The sequence below is a fragment of the Exiguobacterium sp. s152 genome, from assembly GCF_018618335.1.
Lineage (GTDB): Bacteria > Bacillota > Bacilli > Exiguobacteriales > Exiguobacteriaceae > Exiguobacterium > Exiguobacterium chiriqhucha.
Genome location: NZ_JACSLX010000001.1, coordinates 56678 through 71685, shown reverse-complemented (window position 1 = coordinate 71685; position 15008 = coordinate 56678). Strand labels below are relative to the sequence as shown.

At 52.8% G+C, this 15008-nt stretch carries 12 protein-coding genes; 9 read left to right on the top strand and 3 right to left on the bottom strand.

All coding sequences use genetic code 11. From position 1 onward, the window contains the following. Positions 1–15 precede the first annotated feature (15 nt). The 3 genes from KNP72_RS00365 to KNP72_RS00355 form a co-directional block, all read right to left on the bottom strand. Complete coding sequence (locus KNP72_RS00365) at positions 16–1578, bottom strand: solute symporter family protein (protein ID WP_214714766.1); 1563 nt, start codon at positions 1576–1578, stop codon at positions 16–18. After that, on the bottom strand, positions 1575–1907 hold the full coding sequence (locus KNP72_RS00360) for a DUF485 domain-containing protein (protein ID WP_214720221.1): 333 nt from the start codon (positions 1905–1907) through the stop codon (positions 1575–1577). Before KNP72_RS00360 ends, KNP72_RS00365 begins: the two co-directional genes overlap by 4 nt. A 310-nt stretch (positions 1908–2217) precedes the next feature. Continuing rightward, entirely contained in the window at positions 2218–2649 is a 432-nt protein-coding gene (locus KNP72_RS00355; protein WP_021067576.1) for a DUF2621 domain-containing protein, read from the bottom strand. A 193-nt stretch (positions 2650–2842) separates the two neighbouring features. Here KNP72_RS00355 and KNP72_RS00350 point away from each other — a divergent pair, with 193 nt between their 5' ends. The 9 genes from KNP72_RS00350 to plsY all read left to right on the top strand — a co-directional run bounded on the left by KNP72_RS00350 (position 2843) and on the right by plsY (position 14816). After that, on the top strand, positions 2843–4438 hold the full coding sequence (locus KNP72_RS00350) for a peptide chain release factor 3 (RefSeq protein WP_021067575.1): 1596 nt from the start codon (positions 2843–2845) through the stop codon (positions 4436–4438). A gap of 197 nt (positions 4439–4635) precedes the next feature. Continuing rightward, entirely contained in the window at positions 4636–7350 is a 2715-nt protein-coding gene (acnA, locus tag KNP72_RS00345) for an aconitate hydratase AcnA (protein WP_214720220.1), read from the top strand. A 111-nt stretch (positions 7351–7461) separates the two neighbouring features. Beyond that, on the top strand, positions 7462–7950 hold the full coding sequence (locus tag KNP72_RS00340; RefSeq protein WP_251128795.1) for a DUF3939 domain-containing protein: 489 nt from the start codon (positions 7462–7464) through the stop codon (positions 7948–7950). A gap of 126 nt (positions 7951–8076) precedes the next feature. Next, the gene (locus KNP72_RS00335; protein ID WP_214720219.1) at positions 8077–9645 is read left to right on the top strand and encodes a BCCT family transporter; all 1569 of its coding nucleotides are present in this window, start codon (positions 8077–8079) and stop codon (positions 9643–9645) included. Positions 9646–9747: 102 nt separating this feature from the next. After that, the gene (locus tag KNP72_RS00330) at positions 9748–10431 is read left to right on the top strand and encodes a hypothetical protein (protein ID WP_214720218.1); all 684 of its coding nucleotides are present in this window, start codon (positions 9748–9750) and stop codon (positions 10429–10431) included. Positions 10432–10488: 57 nt separating this feature from the next. Next, positions 10489–12750, top strand: coding sequence for an AAA family ATPase (locus KNP72_RS00325; RefSeq protein WP_214720217.1), 2262 nt, complete (start codon positions 10489–10491; stop codon positions 12748–12750). A 30-nt stretch (positions 12751–12780) separates the two neighbouring features. Continuing rightward, positions 12781–13200 (top strand): acyl-CoA thioesterase, encoded by a 420-nt coding sequence (locus tag KNP72_RS00320; protein ID WP_214720216.1) that lies wholly within the window; start codon positions 12781–12783, stop codon positions 13198–13200. A 75-nt stretch (positions 13201–13275) separates the two neighbouring features. Further along, positions 13276–14190 (top strand): M15 family metallopeptidase, encoded by a 915-nt coding sequence (locus KNP72_RS00315; protein ID WP_214720215.1) that lies wholly within the window; start codon positions 13276–13278, stop codon positions 14188–14190. A gap of 11 nt (positions 14191–14201) precedes the next feature. Continuing rightward, the gene (plsY, locus tag KNP72_RS00310; RefSeq protein ID WP_214720214.1) at positions 14202–14816 is read left to right on the top strand and encodes a glycerol-3-phosphate 1-O-acyltransferase PlsY; all 615 of its coding nucleotides are present in this window, start codon (positions 14202–14204) and stop codon (positions 14814–14816) included. Positions 14817–15008: the final 192 nt, after the last annotated feature.

Below are 15008 nucleotides of genomic sequence, written 5' to 3'. Positions count from 1 at the left end.
ACGCCGTTTTGTCGATTAAGAAGATTTTTTGGTCATGGCTGCTTCGGTCTCGGCATCGATTCCGGTGTTGGCCTTGACGAGAATCCGTTCGAAGTTTCCGGCGACTTCATCTGACTTCGTCACGTACGTCCCGACGATAGCGGCGAGGAAACCGAGCGGGATCGACACGATGCCCGGATTCGTGAGCGGGAACAGAGCCTCACCGATAAAGATGGCGGAACCGTCCGGCGCCCATACGTTCGGGCTGATGGCGACGAGGAAGAGTGACGAGAACAAGCCGACAATCATGCCGAACACGGCTCCTCCGGTGTTGAACCGTCTCCAGTAAATCGTGAACAAGATGACCGGCAAGTTCGCACTGGCGGCCACGGCGAAAGCGAGCGAGACGAGGAAAGCGACGTTCATCGACTGTGCGAAAAACGCGAGTCCCATCGAGACGAGGGCGACAGCGATCGAAGCGATGCGGGCAGCCGTGACTTGTTCTTTCTCAGTCGCTTCTCCCTTACGGACGATATGTCCATAGAAGTCGTGGGCGAATGCCGAGGCGGCCGAAAGGACGAGGCCGGCGACGACGGCAAGGATCGTGGCAAATGCGATTGCCGCGACAAAGGCGAACAACAAGTCGCCGCCGAGCACTTGGGCCAGGAGCGGTGCGGCCATGTTCCCGGCCGGGTTGGCGGCGATAATGGCATCCGAGCCGACGAATGCGGCAGCCCCGAATCCGAGGAAGATTGTCAATATGTAGAACGCACCGATGATCCATGTCGCATAGACGACCGATTGGCGTGCTGTCGGTGCATCTTTGACCGTGAAGAAACGGATAAGGATGTGGGGCAGCCCCGCCGTCCCGAGGACGAGTGCCAAGTTGAGCGAGATCGTGTCGAGCGGGAGCTTGAACTTGTTGCCTGGGTTCAAGAAACTGTCGCCGAGCGGCGTCGCCTTGCTCACTTCGGAGAACATGGTGAAGACAGAGAAGTCAAAGCGAGCGAACACGAGAAACGAGATGATGGCGGTCCCGATCATCAATAGCACAGCTTTCGTGATCTGTACCCATGACGTCGCGGTCATCCCTCCGAAGACGACGTACACCGTCATCAAAATCCCGACGACGACGACACTCGTCGTGTATGGGATGCCGAGCAATAACTCGATGAGCGCGCCGGCCCCGACGAGCTGGGCGATCATATAGAAAATCGAGATGACGATGGCGTTCATGGCGGCGACACCGCGCACGCGCGGTTTGTTGAATCGAGCCGCAATCATATCGGCCATCGTATACTTGCCAAGGTTACGGAGCGGCTCGGCCACGAGGTAGAGCACAACGAGATAAGCCACCAAGAAGCCGATTGAATAGAAGAAACCGTCAAATCCGGCGAGGGCAATCATCCCGGCAATCCCGAGGAAAGAAGCTGCCGACATATAGTCCCCGGCGATGGCGAGCCCATTTTGGAAACCGGTCAACCCTCCATCGGCCGTATAAAAGTCGCTCGCGGTCTTCGTTTTACGAGCGGCGAAGAACGTGATGACGAGCGTGAGCCCGACAATCGCGAGGAATAATAAAATAGCGGTCCAGTTCATCGGTCGTCCTCCTCTTGTTTGATGGCGGTGACGAGTTCGTCAAACCGACGGGCCCGGCGGCTGTACATCACACAGAACATCCAGGTCATAAAGAATTGGGCGAAGGCGAGCACCCAGGCCCATGTGATGTCTCCGGCGACCGGGATATTCAAAAAGGTGAAGTAACTTGTCGAGATTGGCAACGTGAAGTAGAAGATAAGGGAGAAGATGATGGATGGAACAATGAACCGATTCTTTTCTCGCATCAGTTTGTGAAACGTCTGGCTCTCGACAATCGCTTCGGCGGAGCGGGTACTGTCGGTTTGCGTAACTTGTGTGACATCATGCATATAAAAACCTCCTTCGGCATCAAGATACGTACATTATAGAAATGTAAATAAAGGAAAAGCTATCCATTTTTTATTGCGGAAAACGAAATTGTTATACTAAGATTGGTCATACCACTTTAATGTAAGCGTTTCCAATATTGTCTATATTATGAACATTATCTTTAGATAGTTATCACTCGTGAAAAGGGTACTTTTGACCTATTAGTCGTATGGCACAATTTCGTAAGCAGGAAACATAATCAGTCGGCTACGATGAGTCGACATCAAGAGTGAACAAAAAGACGCCAGGCACATGTCCTGACGTCTCGTCTCATTGTTGGAAGTAATGTTGATACACTTTCCAGTCGATTTGCTCTTCTTCTAGTGCCTTCTTTAAGAACTTATGATCCCGTTTTGGTGTTGCGGCGATATAGCCTTTGACGACGAGCTCGGTTGTCATTTCACGGGCCCGGGTCTCGAGGGCGAATTGTCCGATCTTACCGGCGATCTTGCGGATGGCGACGTCGCGGAACAGCTCTGGTACCGGCGTGACGAGGCGGTCGAGCAACGTTCGCGTCTCCGGCGTCCATAAGTGGCGCGTCTTGTCGATGTAGTCATCCTCGATGTCGAGTAGTGAGCGTCCATCTTCTTTTGGCATTCGTTTCAAAAATTTACGGAACATAAAGTAACCGCCGATCGACATTAACCCGATCATCACGAATCCCCAGAAGACAATGAAATACATCATTAAGTTTTCTGGCATCGTTTTTCCCCCGTTCTGTCATTTCACGATCATTCAAGCTAAGTATACAAAAAAGGGGCGCGATACAAAAGCTACAGCTATTCATTCCCTACTATAAAGATGGACGAAACGGGCCGGTTTCGTTAGAATAGATAGCGTTGCAGTGAGCAAGACATCGTATAAATCGTATTGTCCAGAAAGGAAAGAGCCATACATGAATCAATTAAAACAAGAAGTTGAGAAGCGTCGTATTTTCGGCATCATCTCGCACCCAGATGCCGGTAAGACGACGCTGACGGAGAAGTTGCTCCTTCACGGGGGTGCCATCCGTGAGGCGGGGACGGTCAAAGCCCGCAAAAATTCCAAGCATGCCAAGTCGGACTGGATGGAAATCGAGAAACAACGTGGGATCTCGGTCACCTCGTCGGTCATGCAGTTCGTCTATCAAGATAAGGTCGTCTCAATTATGGACACGCCCGGACACAACGATTTCGGGGAAGACACGTATCGTGTGTTGACGTCGGTCGATAGTGCCGTCATGGTCATCGATGCGGCCAAAGGGATTGAGACGCAGACGAAGAAATTATTCCAAGTCTGTCGGATGCGGGGAATTCCAATCTTCACGTTCATGAACAAATTGGACCGCCAAGCGAGAGACCCACTTGAACTCATGGAAGAGCTCGAAGAAGTGCTCGGCATGCCTTCGGTCGCCGTCACGTGGCCGATCGGGAGCGGGATGCAGTTCGAAGGCGTGTACGACCGTCTGAAGAACGAAGTTCACTTGTTCCGCGGTGAAAAATCGACGCTCACGTTAAACGAGGACGGCGTCAATGACCCGATTCTCGCCGACTATTTGACGGAAGAGAACTTGACGAACCTTCGAGACGAAATCGATCTTCTCGACGGTGCCGGCAATGAAATCGAAGTCGATGCGATTCAGCACGGGAAATTGACTCCGGTCTTTTTCGGGACGGCCCTCGTCGACTTCGGTGTGACATCGTTCTTGAACCACTATCTCGCCATGTCACCGGCCCCTGAGGCCCGTAAGTCAAATGTCGGTCCAATCGACCCGACGTCAGAAGAGTTCAGCGGCTTCGTCTTCAAGATTCAAGCGAACATGAACCCGGCCCACCGTGACCGCATCGCCTTCGTCCGCATCTGTTCGGGCGTGTTCGAGCGCGGCATGGACGTCACACTCACGCGGACAGGGAAGAAAATTAAATTGAGTCAATCGACGCAGCTCATGGCCAACGACCGCGAAACGGTCGATCAGGCGTTCGCTGGAGACGTGATCGGGATTTACGATTCGGGGACGTACCAAATCGGCGATACAATCACGACGTCGAAACAGAAAATCGCGTTCGAGGCGTTGCCGACGTTCCCGCCTGAACTGTTCATGCGCGTCTCGCCAATCAACTCGCTCAAGTCGAAACATTTCCACAAAGGTGTGGAGCAGCTCGCCCAAGAGGGAGCGATTCAAGTGTATCGCAACGAATATAACGAGATTTATCTCGGTGCGGTCGGTCAACTCCAATTCGAAGTGTTCGAGTATCGCTTGAACAACGAATACGGCGTCGACATCCGTATGGAGCCAGTCTCGTACAGCGTTGCGCGTTGGGTGAAGGACAAGGAGTTGAAGGCGCTCAAGCCGTTCCAGGACTCACGCAACATGCTCGTGACGGATCGTTGGGAGCGTCCCGTGTTCTTGTTCGCCAACGAGTTCACATTCGATCGCTTCAAAGAACGGTATGAAGATGAGCTCACGCTCGTCGACGCCCTCGACGTCAACGTCGAGATTGGCGCAGAATAATGATTAAAGACGGCTCTAGTCCAAGGGCCGTCTTTTCTTGTTTCAGTGAGTCTGACACTATTGATAAGTTTTACTTATGACTAATTTGTGACGGAATGTATTTTACGTCACGCTATAGTTGTATTATGATAAGCATGTGATAAGTAAGCGATTACGGCACGTGCCTAAGTCGCCGCTTTCAAAAAGGGGGATATCGTATGGAACAGACGAACGTATTAGACGCTTTCAAATCTCGGACGCAGTTCGAGGTCAATGGACAAGCGTACGATTATTACCGGCTTAAAAAGCTTGAAGAAGAAGGGGTGACGGAACTTAGTCGACTTCCGTACTCGATTCGTGTCTTGCTCGAATCGGTGCTTCGCCAACAGGATGGCCGCGCCATCACGAAAGAACACGTCGAAAACTTGGCTAAATGGGGTACTGCCGAAGTTTCGAAAGACATCGATGTTCCGTTTAAACCGGCTCGCGTCGTTCTTCAGGACTTTACAGGGGTTCCGACGGTCGTTGACCTCGCTTCGCTTCGTAAAGCAATGAGCGATCTCGGGGGAGACCCGAACAAAATCAACCCAGAAATCCCGGTCGACCTCGTCGTCGATCACTCGGTCCAAGTCGATGCGTACGGATTTGCCGGCGCACTCATGAAAAACATGGACATCGAGTTCGAGCGCAACGAAGAGCGTTACAAGTTCTTGCGTTGGGCGCAAACAGCGTTCGATAACTATCGTGCCGTACCGCCTGCGACAGGGATTGTTCACCAGGTCAACTTGGAGTACTTGGCTTCGGTCGTCCTCGAGAAGAACGATGATGAAGGCAATGTCGCGTATCCAGATTCACTCGTCGGGACAGACTCGCACACGACGATGATCAACGGTCTCGGCGTCCTCGGTTGGGGTGTCGGTGGAATCGAAGCCGAGGCGAGCATGCTCGGACAACCGTCTTACTTCCCGGTACCAGACGTCGTCGGCGTCAAAATCGTCGGTGAAGTCAACCCGGGTGTCACAGCGACTGACGTCGCGCTCGTCGTCACCGAGATGCTCCGTAACGAGAAAGTCGTCGGCAAGTTCGTCGAGTTCTTCGGACCGTCGCTTCACACGATGCCGCTCTCGGACCGGGCGACAATCGCCAACATGGCACCTGAATATGGTGCGACATGTGGCTTCTTCCCAGTCGATACAGAGACGCTCAACTACATGCGCACGACAGGTCGCCCAGAAGAATTGATCGACCTCGTCGAAGCCTACTCGAAAGCGAACGACTTGTTCTATACGCCAGACCAGGCCGACCCGTCGTTCACGAAAACGCTCACGCTCGACTTGTCGAAAGTAGAGCCGTCGCTCGCTGGACCTAAACGTCCACAAGATCGCATCAACTTGTCAGACCTTCAGTCGGCATTCGTCGACAGCGTGACGGCGCCAGCCGGACACAGCGGCTTCGGTCTTGAAAAAGCTGAGCTTGAAAAGACGGCAGCTGTCAACTACACGGACGGCGCTGTCGACATGCGCACGGGTGACGTGGCGATTGCAGCCATCACGAGCTGTACGAACACATCGAACCCATACGTCATGGTCGGCGCAGGTCTCGTCGCGAAGAAAGCCGTCGAACGCGGGCTCACCGTTCCTAAATTCGTGAAGACGTCGCTCGCTCCGGGCTCGAAAGTCGTTACCGACTACCTCGACAAAGCCGGTCTCACGCCATACCTTGACCAACTCGGTTTCAACACCGTCGGTTACGGCTGTACGACATGTATCGGCAACTCGGGTCCACTCGACCGCGAAGTCGAAGAAGCGATCACATCGAACGATTTGCTCGTCTCGTCGGTCCTCTCGGGGAACCGTAACTTCGAAGGCCGCGTCCACCCACTCGTAAAAGCGAACTTCTTGGCGTCACCGCCACTCGTCGTCGCATACGCACTCGCTGGGTCGGTCAACTTCGATATCATGAACGAGTCGTTCGGAACGGACAAAGATGGCAATGAAGTCTTCTTCAAAGACATCTGGCCATCGAACGATGAAATCAAGATGGTCGTACAAGACGTCGTCTCACCGGAAGCGTTCCGCAAAGAGTACGATACGGTCTTCACGGGCAATGAACGTTGGAACGCGCTTGACGTCCCAGAAGGCAACTTGTATGACTTCTCAGACGACTCGACGTACATCCAAAACCCACCGTTCTTCGAAAACCTCGAGCCAGAGGCTGGAGAAGTTCACGCATTGAACGGCCTTCGTGTCATCGGGAAGTTTGCCGATTCGGTCACGACCGATCACATCTCACCAGCTGGAGCATTCTCGAAAACGACACCAGCCGGCCAATACCTTCAATCGAAAGGTGTCGCACCGCTCGACTTTAACTCGTATGGTTCACGCCGCGGAAATCACGAAGTCATGATGCGCGGTACGTTCGCGAATATCCGTATCCGTAACCAAGTCGCACCAGGCACTGAAGGCGGCTTTACAACGTACTGGCCGACGGGCGAAATCATGCCGATGTACGATGCGGCCATGAAGTACAAAGAGCAAGGCACAGGCCTTGTCGTCTTCGCTGGAAACGACTACGGTATGGGCTCGTCACGTGACTGGGCAGCCAAAGGAACGAACTTGCTCGGAATTCGTGCCGTCATCGCGCAGAGCTTCGAACGGATTCACCGCTCGAACCTCGTCATGATGGGTGTCTTGCCACTTCAGTTCATGGACGGGGAGTCGGCCGACTCTCTCGGACTCACAGGCGAAGAAGCGATCGACATCCAAGTCGACGAGTCAGTCCGCCCACGTGATATCCTGAACGTCAAAGCAACACATGAGAACGGCACAGTGACCGAGTTCAAAGTCGTCGCTCGCTTCGATTCTGAAGTCGAAATCGATTACTACCGTCACGGCGGCATCTTGCAGATGGTTCTCCGCAACAAATTGAAATAAGCAACGTAAAACCTTCCTTTGCAAAAAAGGAAGGTTTTTTTTTGTGAATATGCGAATAAAAGGTGAGAGGATGACTCATATCGGGAAGAGAATGGTGAGAGGGGGGAGTGTATGGAACGACAGACGAAATCAGGTAAAAACTGGTGGCAACGAATGACGCAAAAAGAGGAAGTGGCGGAGGAAGAGTTCGACCTCACGCTTCCGCAGCTGCGCGAAGCCATCCATGAATATGAACAGACGTTACCGAAAGGCCTCAATCGTACGGTCTTGCTCGACGAGACGCAAGAAATCGATTTGGCTCGACTGAAAAAACACTTGCCCGGTAAACCGAGACAGCGGTTCTATATGTCAAAAGAAACGTTTCATATCGTCCCTGAGGACGAACGGGAATTGGTCTATGAGATGGATCAAGTGCAACGGGCGCTCGATTTATACTTTGAACAAGAAAAAAAAATACCGTTTCGAAAATTTCAACAGACACTGCAATTGGATTTGACTCGATTACGTGAAGGCGGCTACTTGAAAGTACTGCCGAAACGGCCCTATTACGTCGTTGACGAGACGTTAATCGTGTCCTTGGAACCGAAACCGCCAGAGTGACGACATGCCATCGTCACTTTTTTTGACATGGTCGTCCGAGCACGTCGCGGGGTTGAGTCTGGTTTACAAACTATGTTACGGTGGAAAACGTATATGAAAATAAGAAAATTGAATAGGAGTGAGATTATGGAAAGGAAAAGCAAAGTAACGACCGTTTTTCTCGTTTCAGCCATCATTACGGTCTTATTCACGATCTGGGGTGTCATCCCAGAGAGTATCCTCGGTAACGCCAGTCTCTTAAATGTGACGACGAAACTGCAAGGCTGGCTCTCGAACGGCTTTGGCTGGTTTTATTTACTCAGTGCGACCGGAATTCTACTTGTCGCCATCTTTTTAATCTTCTCGAGGTTCGGGTCAATTCGACTCGGGAAAGACACGGATCGTCCGGAATTCGGGTATCTGTCATGGTTCGCCATGTTGTTCAGTGCCGGGATGGGGATCGGACTCGTCTTCTGGGGGGCAGCCGAACCGCTTTCACATTTTCACGCGCCGCCATTCGATTCGGGCACACCTGAGGGCGATGCCCGTACGGCGATGCAATATTCGTTTTTCCACTGGGGCTTGCACCCATGGGCGATTTACGCGATGATCGCGCTCGCCATCGCTTACTCAACGTTCCGGAAAGGGCGTCCGGCGACGATCGGGGAGACCATCGGCTCACTCGTCAAAGACCGCTACGAAATACCGGTCAAACGGACGGTCGATGTGTTGGCCATCATCGCGACCGCGTTCGGTGTGGCGACTTCGCTCGGCTTCGGGGCCCAGCAAATTGCCGGCGGGATTCACTTCTTGATTCCGAACGTACCGAACGCGTTCTCGACCCAATTGATTATCATTGCCGTCGTGACGGTACTCTATATGATCAGTGCCTCGACGGGGCTTGAGAAAGGGATTCGTATCTTAAGTAATACGAACATCTTTCTCGCCATCGTCCTCTTGATCGCAACGCTCATGGTCGGACCGAGTGCATTCATCCTCGATCTGTTCACGCAGACGATCGGGACATATTTGCAACAGTTACCGTCGATGAGTTTCCGGACGGCCGCGTTTGAGCCGGTGGAACGCGAATGGATCAACGGATGGACGATTTTCTATTGGGCTTGGTGGATTTCATGGTCCCCGTTCGTCGGGACGTTCATCGCTCGTGTCTCAAAAGGACGTACGATTCGTGAATTCATTATCGGCATCTTGCTCGTGCCGACCTCGTTCGGTCTGCTCTGGTTCTCCGTCTTTGGCGGTGCGGCCATCTGGGCTGATTTGAACGGTGGGGCAAACTTGATTGCAACGGTCAACGAAATCGGCACGGAAGTCGGTCTGTTCGCCTTGTTCGAGACGTTTGGTGGCTTTGGCACGATCCTTAGTGTCGTCGCCATTTTCTTAGTCTCTGTCTTCTTCATCACGTCAGCGGACTCGGCGACATACGTGCTCGGCATGTTGTCGACGAACGGAAAACTTGTGCCGCCGATGCGGATCAAGCTCATCTGGGGTCTCATTCAGTCATCGATTGCCGCCGTGCTCTTATACGTCGGTGGACTCGGAGCGCTACAAGCGGTCGCCATCCTGGTCGCTTTCCCGTTCATCTTCGTATTAATTTTGATGATTGTCGCCTTGTTCAAAGATTTGTCTGATGAACCGGACGAACGGGACAAGTATATTGAAGCGTATAAGCAGGAAGAAGAAGATAAGCTCGGATAAAAGGAAAGGGTCTCGGTCGAGGCCCTTTTTTGGTTGTAAATGTTTTGCAGGACCCTCTCGCTAGTGTAGGATAGTAAGTGAAGAAGATTGGGAGGGCATTCTATGAAACAACATGTTAAAAAGCGATTGAGTTGGGTGATTTTTGCGGGAATCCTCATTGTCGGCGCCCTGCTCGCCTATAACTTTTACTCGATCATGAACTTGAATGACGACGAGGGCCGCGTCAACCGGGCCGAACCGTTCTATACATCCGTCATAATCGGATATGAAGAGAAAAAATTGCCGGAAAACGGCGAGACGTTGGAAGTTCGCGAATATGAAGTGACATACGATGATGACGGTCACTTCGTGTCTGAGGTCGTGGAGGGCCCTAACGTTGGTGCCCGGGCCGAGTGGGACGGAACCGTTTATCGTGAGTTCAACCCGGACGGCGAGGAGACGAATAGTCAAGAGACGAGCTCCGGCGCCGTGGCTCCGCACCCATTCTTGTCGCGGGCGACGAATGAACAGATTCGTAAATGGCTCGACGATGGGACGCTCGGTTCGAGCGAAGGTGACGTCGATATTATCGGACGGACCGCGCAAGCGTTCGTCAAGAAAGAGTCACCTGAAGCTGTCCCGGCAGAATGGGTCGAAAAGTACCCATCGATATTCAGTGAAGACGACAATGAAGAAGCGGTCACGTATTACGTCGACGCGAACGAGCGAATCTTGCTCGCTGCCGAATCACGAAACAACGGGAAGTTGTTCCATTCGATTCGGATGACTTCTTTTGAATCACGATAATCCGGCGAGGAGCAGACTAAAACGTCGGCTCCTTTGTCGTCTAAAAAGGAGAATACTATGAAACAGATCACCTTGGATCAAGTGCAATCGGACTTGACGGCCTGGGAAGCGGGTGGACGCATCGAGGAAGCGGCGCTATTGTCTTACGCCCATTGGTCGCGCGCGACCGGTCACCGTCAAGAGTTGATTCGCACCTTGACGCTCCTCGCAACGAGACGGTTCGAAGCGCGCCAGACTATCGACCCGTTATTACATCGTTGGGTCAAGGAATTGGAGTCGCTCAACGCATTACCGCCAGCTCTCCGCGTCAGTCAATTATACGAAGTGTTGCGACGTCATAAACAACATTTGCACGTCGAATGGCCGAAATTACGTGAGGCGGATTACGCGTCGATGAAAGTCCAAATTTTAACCGAATACGAAGCGAAGACGTCGGAACTGCTCGAGCAACTTGAACAGCTTCACGACGAGATTGACCGTGCCAAATCCGACCTTCGGGACTCGGAATTCAAAGGACAGCTCGAGCGGTTATTCCTTGTCGTCATCGAGGCGATGCAAGAAGTGGCCGCACTCGAAGATGACACGGCCTCGCTCTTGGCATCGATGCAAGGCAATTACTTCAGCCGTGAGGCGTTCCACCGTTTCGGTGAGCGGGTCGGGCTCGTCAAACAGCGACTGGCCACGATCGTCGAACATTTGCCGGAACAGACGGAACAAGTTCGGTCGAGCGCGATTGAATCACTCGAGGCGATGATCGGGCTCACGGACGTGAAGCAACGTGTCAAAGCGTGGTACCGCTTCCTCTTGTTTCAAAAAGAACGGGAGAAGGCAGGCTTCTCGTCCAAACACCAACCTTCGCTCCATCTCGTGTTCACGGGAAACCCAGGCACCGGTAAGACGACGCTCGCGCGCCTCATGGCCGAGATTTATTTTGAGCTCGGTTTGCTCGCTCGTCCCGACGTCGTCGAGGCGGATCGGTCGAGTCTCGTCGGCGCGTTCGTCGGACAGACGGAAGAGCAAGTCATGAACAAAGTGAAAGAAGCCGAGGGCGGAGTCCTGTTCATCGACGAGGCGTACGCGCTTAAACGTCAGGATGCGAGCGGGAGTGACTATGGACAGGCAGCCATCGATACGCTCGTCGCCGCGATGACGAGTGGTGAGTACGCTGGGAAATTCGTTGTCATCCTCGCCGGTTATCCGGAAGAGATGCGTCACTTTCTATTGGCCAATCCGGGACTACGTTCGCGTTTCCCGGAATCGAACCATTACGAGTTGCCGAACTACAGTGATGACGAGCTCGTCGCCATCGGCGAGAAAGTGGCAGCGGAGAACAATTACGTCCTGACGGTCGAGGCGAAGCGCGCCTTGATTGCGCGGATTGACCGGGAACGGGTCGACGCCACGTTCGGGAACGCGCGCACGGTGCATAACATTTTACTCGACGCCATGTTCAAAAAAGGATCTCGCTTCGGTGCCGATGCCCCGCTCGACGAGATGGCCTTGTTGACGGAAATCGATTTTGAGATGGATGCGACCGAGGACACGTCAGCCCCGACGCTCGACGACTTGGTCGGGATGGAAGAGGCGAAACGGCAACTGCGTGAAATCGAGGCGCTCGTCACGATTCAAAAACGGCGCCGCGAACTTGGATTGAAGACGGCACCTGTCCAACTTCATGCTGCACTCGTCGGCAACAGCGGGACAGGGAAGACGACGTTCGCCCACCTTTATGCCCAATTGCTGAAGAAGACCGGTTACTTGAAACGCGGACACTTGAAAGTCGTCAGCCGGGCCGATCTTGTCAGTGGTTATGTCGGTCAGACGGCACAGAAGACGAAGGCTGCCATCCGCGATGCGCTCGGCGGTGTGTTGTTGATTGACGAGGCTTATAGTTTGAACGGCGGACCGAACGATTACGGTCGTGAAGCAATCGATACGCTCGTCGACGAGATGCCGAAGCACGGGGACAACCTCGTCGTCGTCATGGCGGGATACGAGGCGCCGATGCGGCGATTGATCGAGTCCAATCCTGGACTGAGTAGTCGGATTAAGCGAACCATCCAGTTCGAGGATTATTCGACCGACCAACTCGTCGAGATTGCTAAGACGTATGCCGCGAAATTTGGCTATACGTATGACGATACGGTGGAGCAAGCGCTTAAAGAGCGACTGTCTGGTATCGACCGGCCGAACGCGCGGACGGCACTGTCGTTGATTGATGAAGCCATCGCGAGACAGTCATACCGTTTGATTGAAAGACAGGCTGAAACTGACGACTTGAATCAGATTTTAGTAGTAGATATTAAGACCAAGTTATAATATAATGACCTTGAAAGCGAGGACGATTTAATGCATACGATTCAGATTCCGGTCCGCTACCAAGAGACCGACATGATGGGCATCGTCTATCATGCGAACTATTTAGTGTATCTCGAAATCGCTCGTACTGAATTATTGCGCGAGCTCGGGGTCGAATATAAAGACATGGAACAGGCGGGCTTCGTCTCTCCGGTGACGAACGTCTCGGTCGACTATAAGAAGAGCGTCACGTTCGGCGATACGGTCCACGTCCGGGTATGGGTCGACAGCTATTCCAAGATTCGGACCGTCTATGGCTATGAGTTGACCGATCAAGACGGAAATCTCGTCGGTTCGGCGAAGACGACCCACGTCGTCGTCAAACAGGGCGACTTCAAGCCGGTCCGTCTCGACCGCGAGTTTCCAGAGTGGCATGACATGTATATGCGTGTCATGAGTCCCGTCACATAACAGTGGTTCTTTTGTACCGTCAGTATGGTATCATATCTTGACGGTATTTTTTGTACAAAGAAAGGGGAAGATCGCATGCGAAAACCATCTCTGTTGATGGTATGCTGCGCCTTGACGCTCACGTTGGTGGGCTGTAACACGAGCAACCAAAACGAAACGGAAGAAGCCGATAACAAACCGGCTGAAACCGAACAACAAACAGAAACTCCGGCCGCTGCGTCGACGGATACAGAAGACGAAGTGGTTGAAGAAGCTCCGGCGACTGAAGCCGAGCCCCCTGCAGAAGACGAGCCTGCGGAAGAACCGGCAGCAGACGAACCTGAGGCCGAAGAAGCACCTGTTGTGGAAGCACCGCCTGTAGAAGAACCGGCTCAAACGCCGAGCCAGCCGCTTGAACAAAACGGGATGGCGAACGTGAAACTCGATACGCTTATCCTCGTCAATAAAAAAATCGCCTTGCCGGCCGGTTACAAACCGAACGACCTCGTGACGGCGAACATCGACTTTGTCGACACGGCGTCCGGGGAGCGGAGGATGCTCCGTAAAGAAGCGGCACAGGCAATCGAAAAATTGATGACCGGTGCGAAAACGGCCGGAATCGATTTGAAAGGGACGAGCGCGTTCCGTTCATACGACTATCAAGTGCAATTGTTCAACGCCTATGTCGCCAAAGACGGAAAAGAACAAGCGATGAAGTATTCGGCACCGCCGGGTCATTCAGAACATCAGACGGGACTCGCCATAGACGTCTCGAGCGCCTCGGTCGGGTATCAATTGACACAGAGCCTTGAACAGACGAAAGAAGGCAAGTGGTTGGCCGACAATGCCCATACGTATGGGTTCATCGTCCGCTATCAACGCGCCTATGAGGCGGAGACGGGTTATATGTTTGAACCGTGGCACTTACGCTACATCGGGGTGGAGCATGCGACGAACGTTCATAAGACGAACGTCCCGTTTGAACGCTACCTCGAGCAATCCATGAATTAAGGGGAATCGCGATGCCTTATTTGACAGAAATCATCATTATCATCATCAGCTATCTACTCGGTTCAATCCCGTTCGCCCTCCTCGTCGGTAAGCTCGGCTATAAAGTCGATGTCCGCGAGCACGGGAGCGGGAACTTGGGCACGACGAACACGTTTCGCGTGCTTGGGAAGAAAGCGGGTACGATCGTCCTATTAGGGGATATGGGGAAAGGCTTGGTCGCGGCATTATTGCCGCTTCTATTCGGAAGCGAAATGAGTCTGCTCCTCGCTGGGATTCCGGCCATCATCGGCCACTCTTACCCTATCTTCGCCAAATTTAAGGGCGGAAAATCGGTGGCGACGAGCGCGGGTATCCTGCTTGCTGCGTTCCCATGGTTTTTCGTCGTCGTCGTCGGCACGTTCATCGTGACGTTGCTAATTTCAAAGATGGTGTCGCTCTCATCGATAGCAGCTTCTGTTGTTGGCATCGTGACCGTCGTCGCCTATGGCATCATCGCCAAAGACTGGTTGCCGCTCATCGTCATTGTCCCGCTCGCCTTGTTCATCATCATCAAGCACCGCTCGAACTGGCAACGAATCCGTGCGGGCACAGAGCCTAAAGTGCCGCTGTTTCAAAAGCGAAAGTAACAATCGATGACCATCCTGCTCGATATACAGAGAAGGGATGGTCGTTTTTTCATTAAATAACGAGAAGGTGAAACTTCAACCATTTTGATGAGGCTGTCTTTTTGTGGATTTCCGTTGATTTTTGCCGAAAAGTTCGAAAAAACTGTTGGATTTGCCCGTTCTTTACTTTCTGTTTACGTTAAATTTACATCC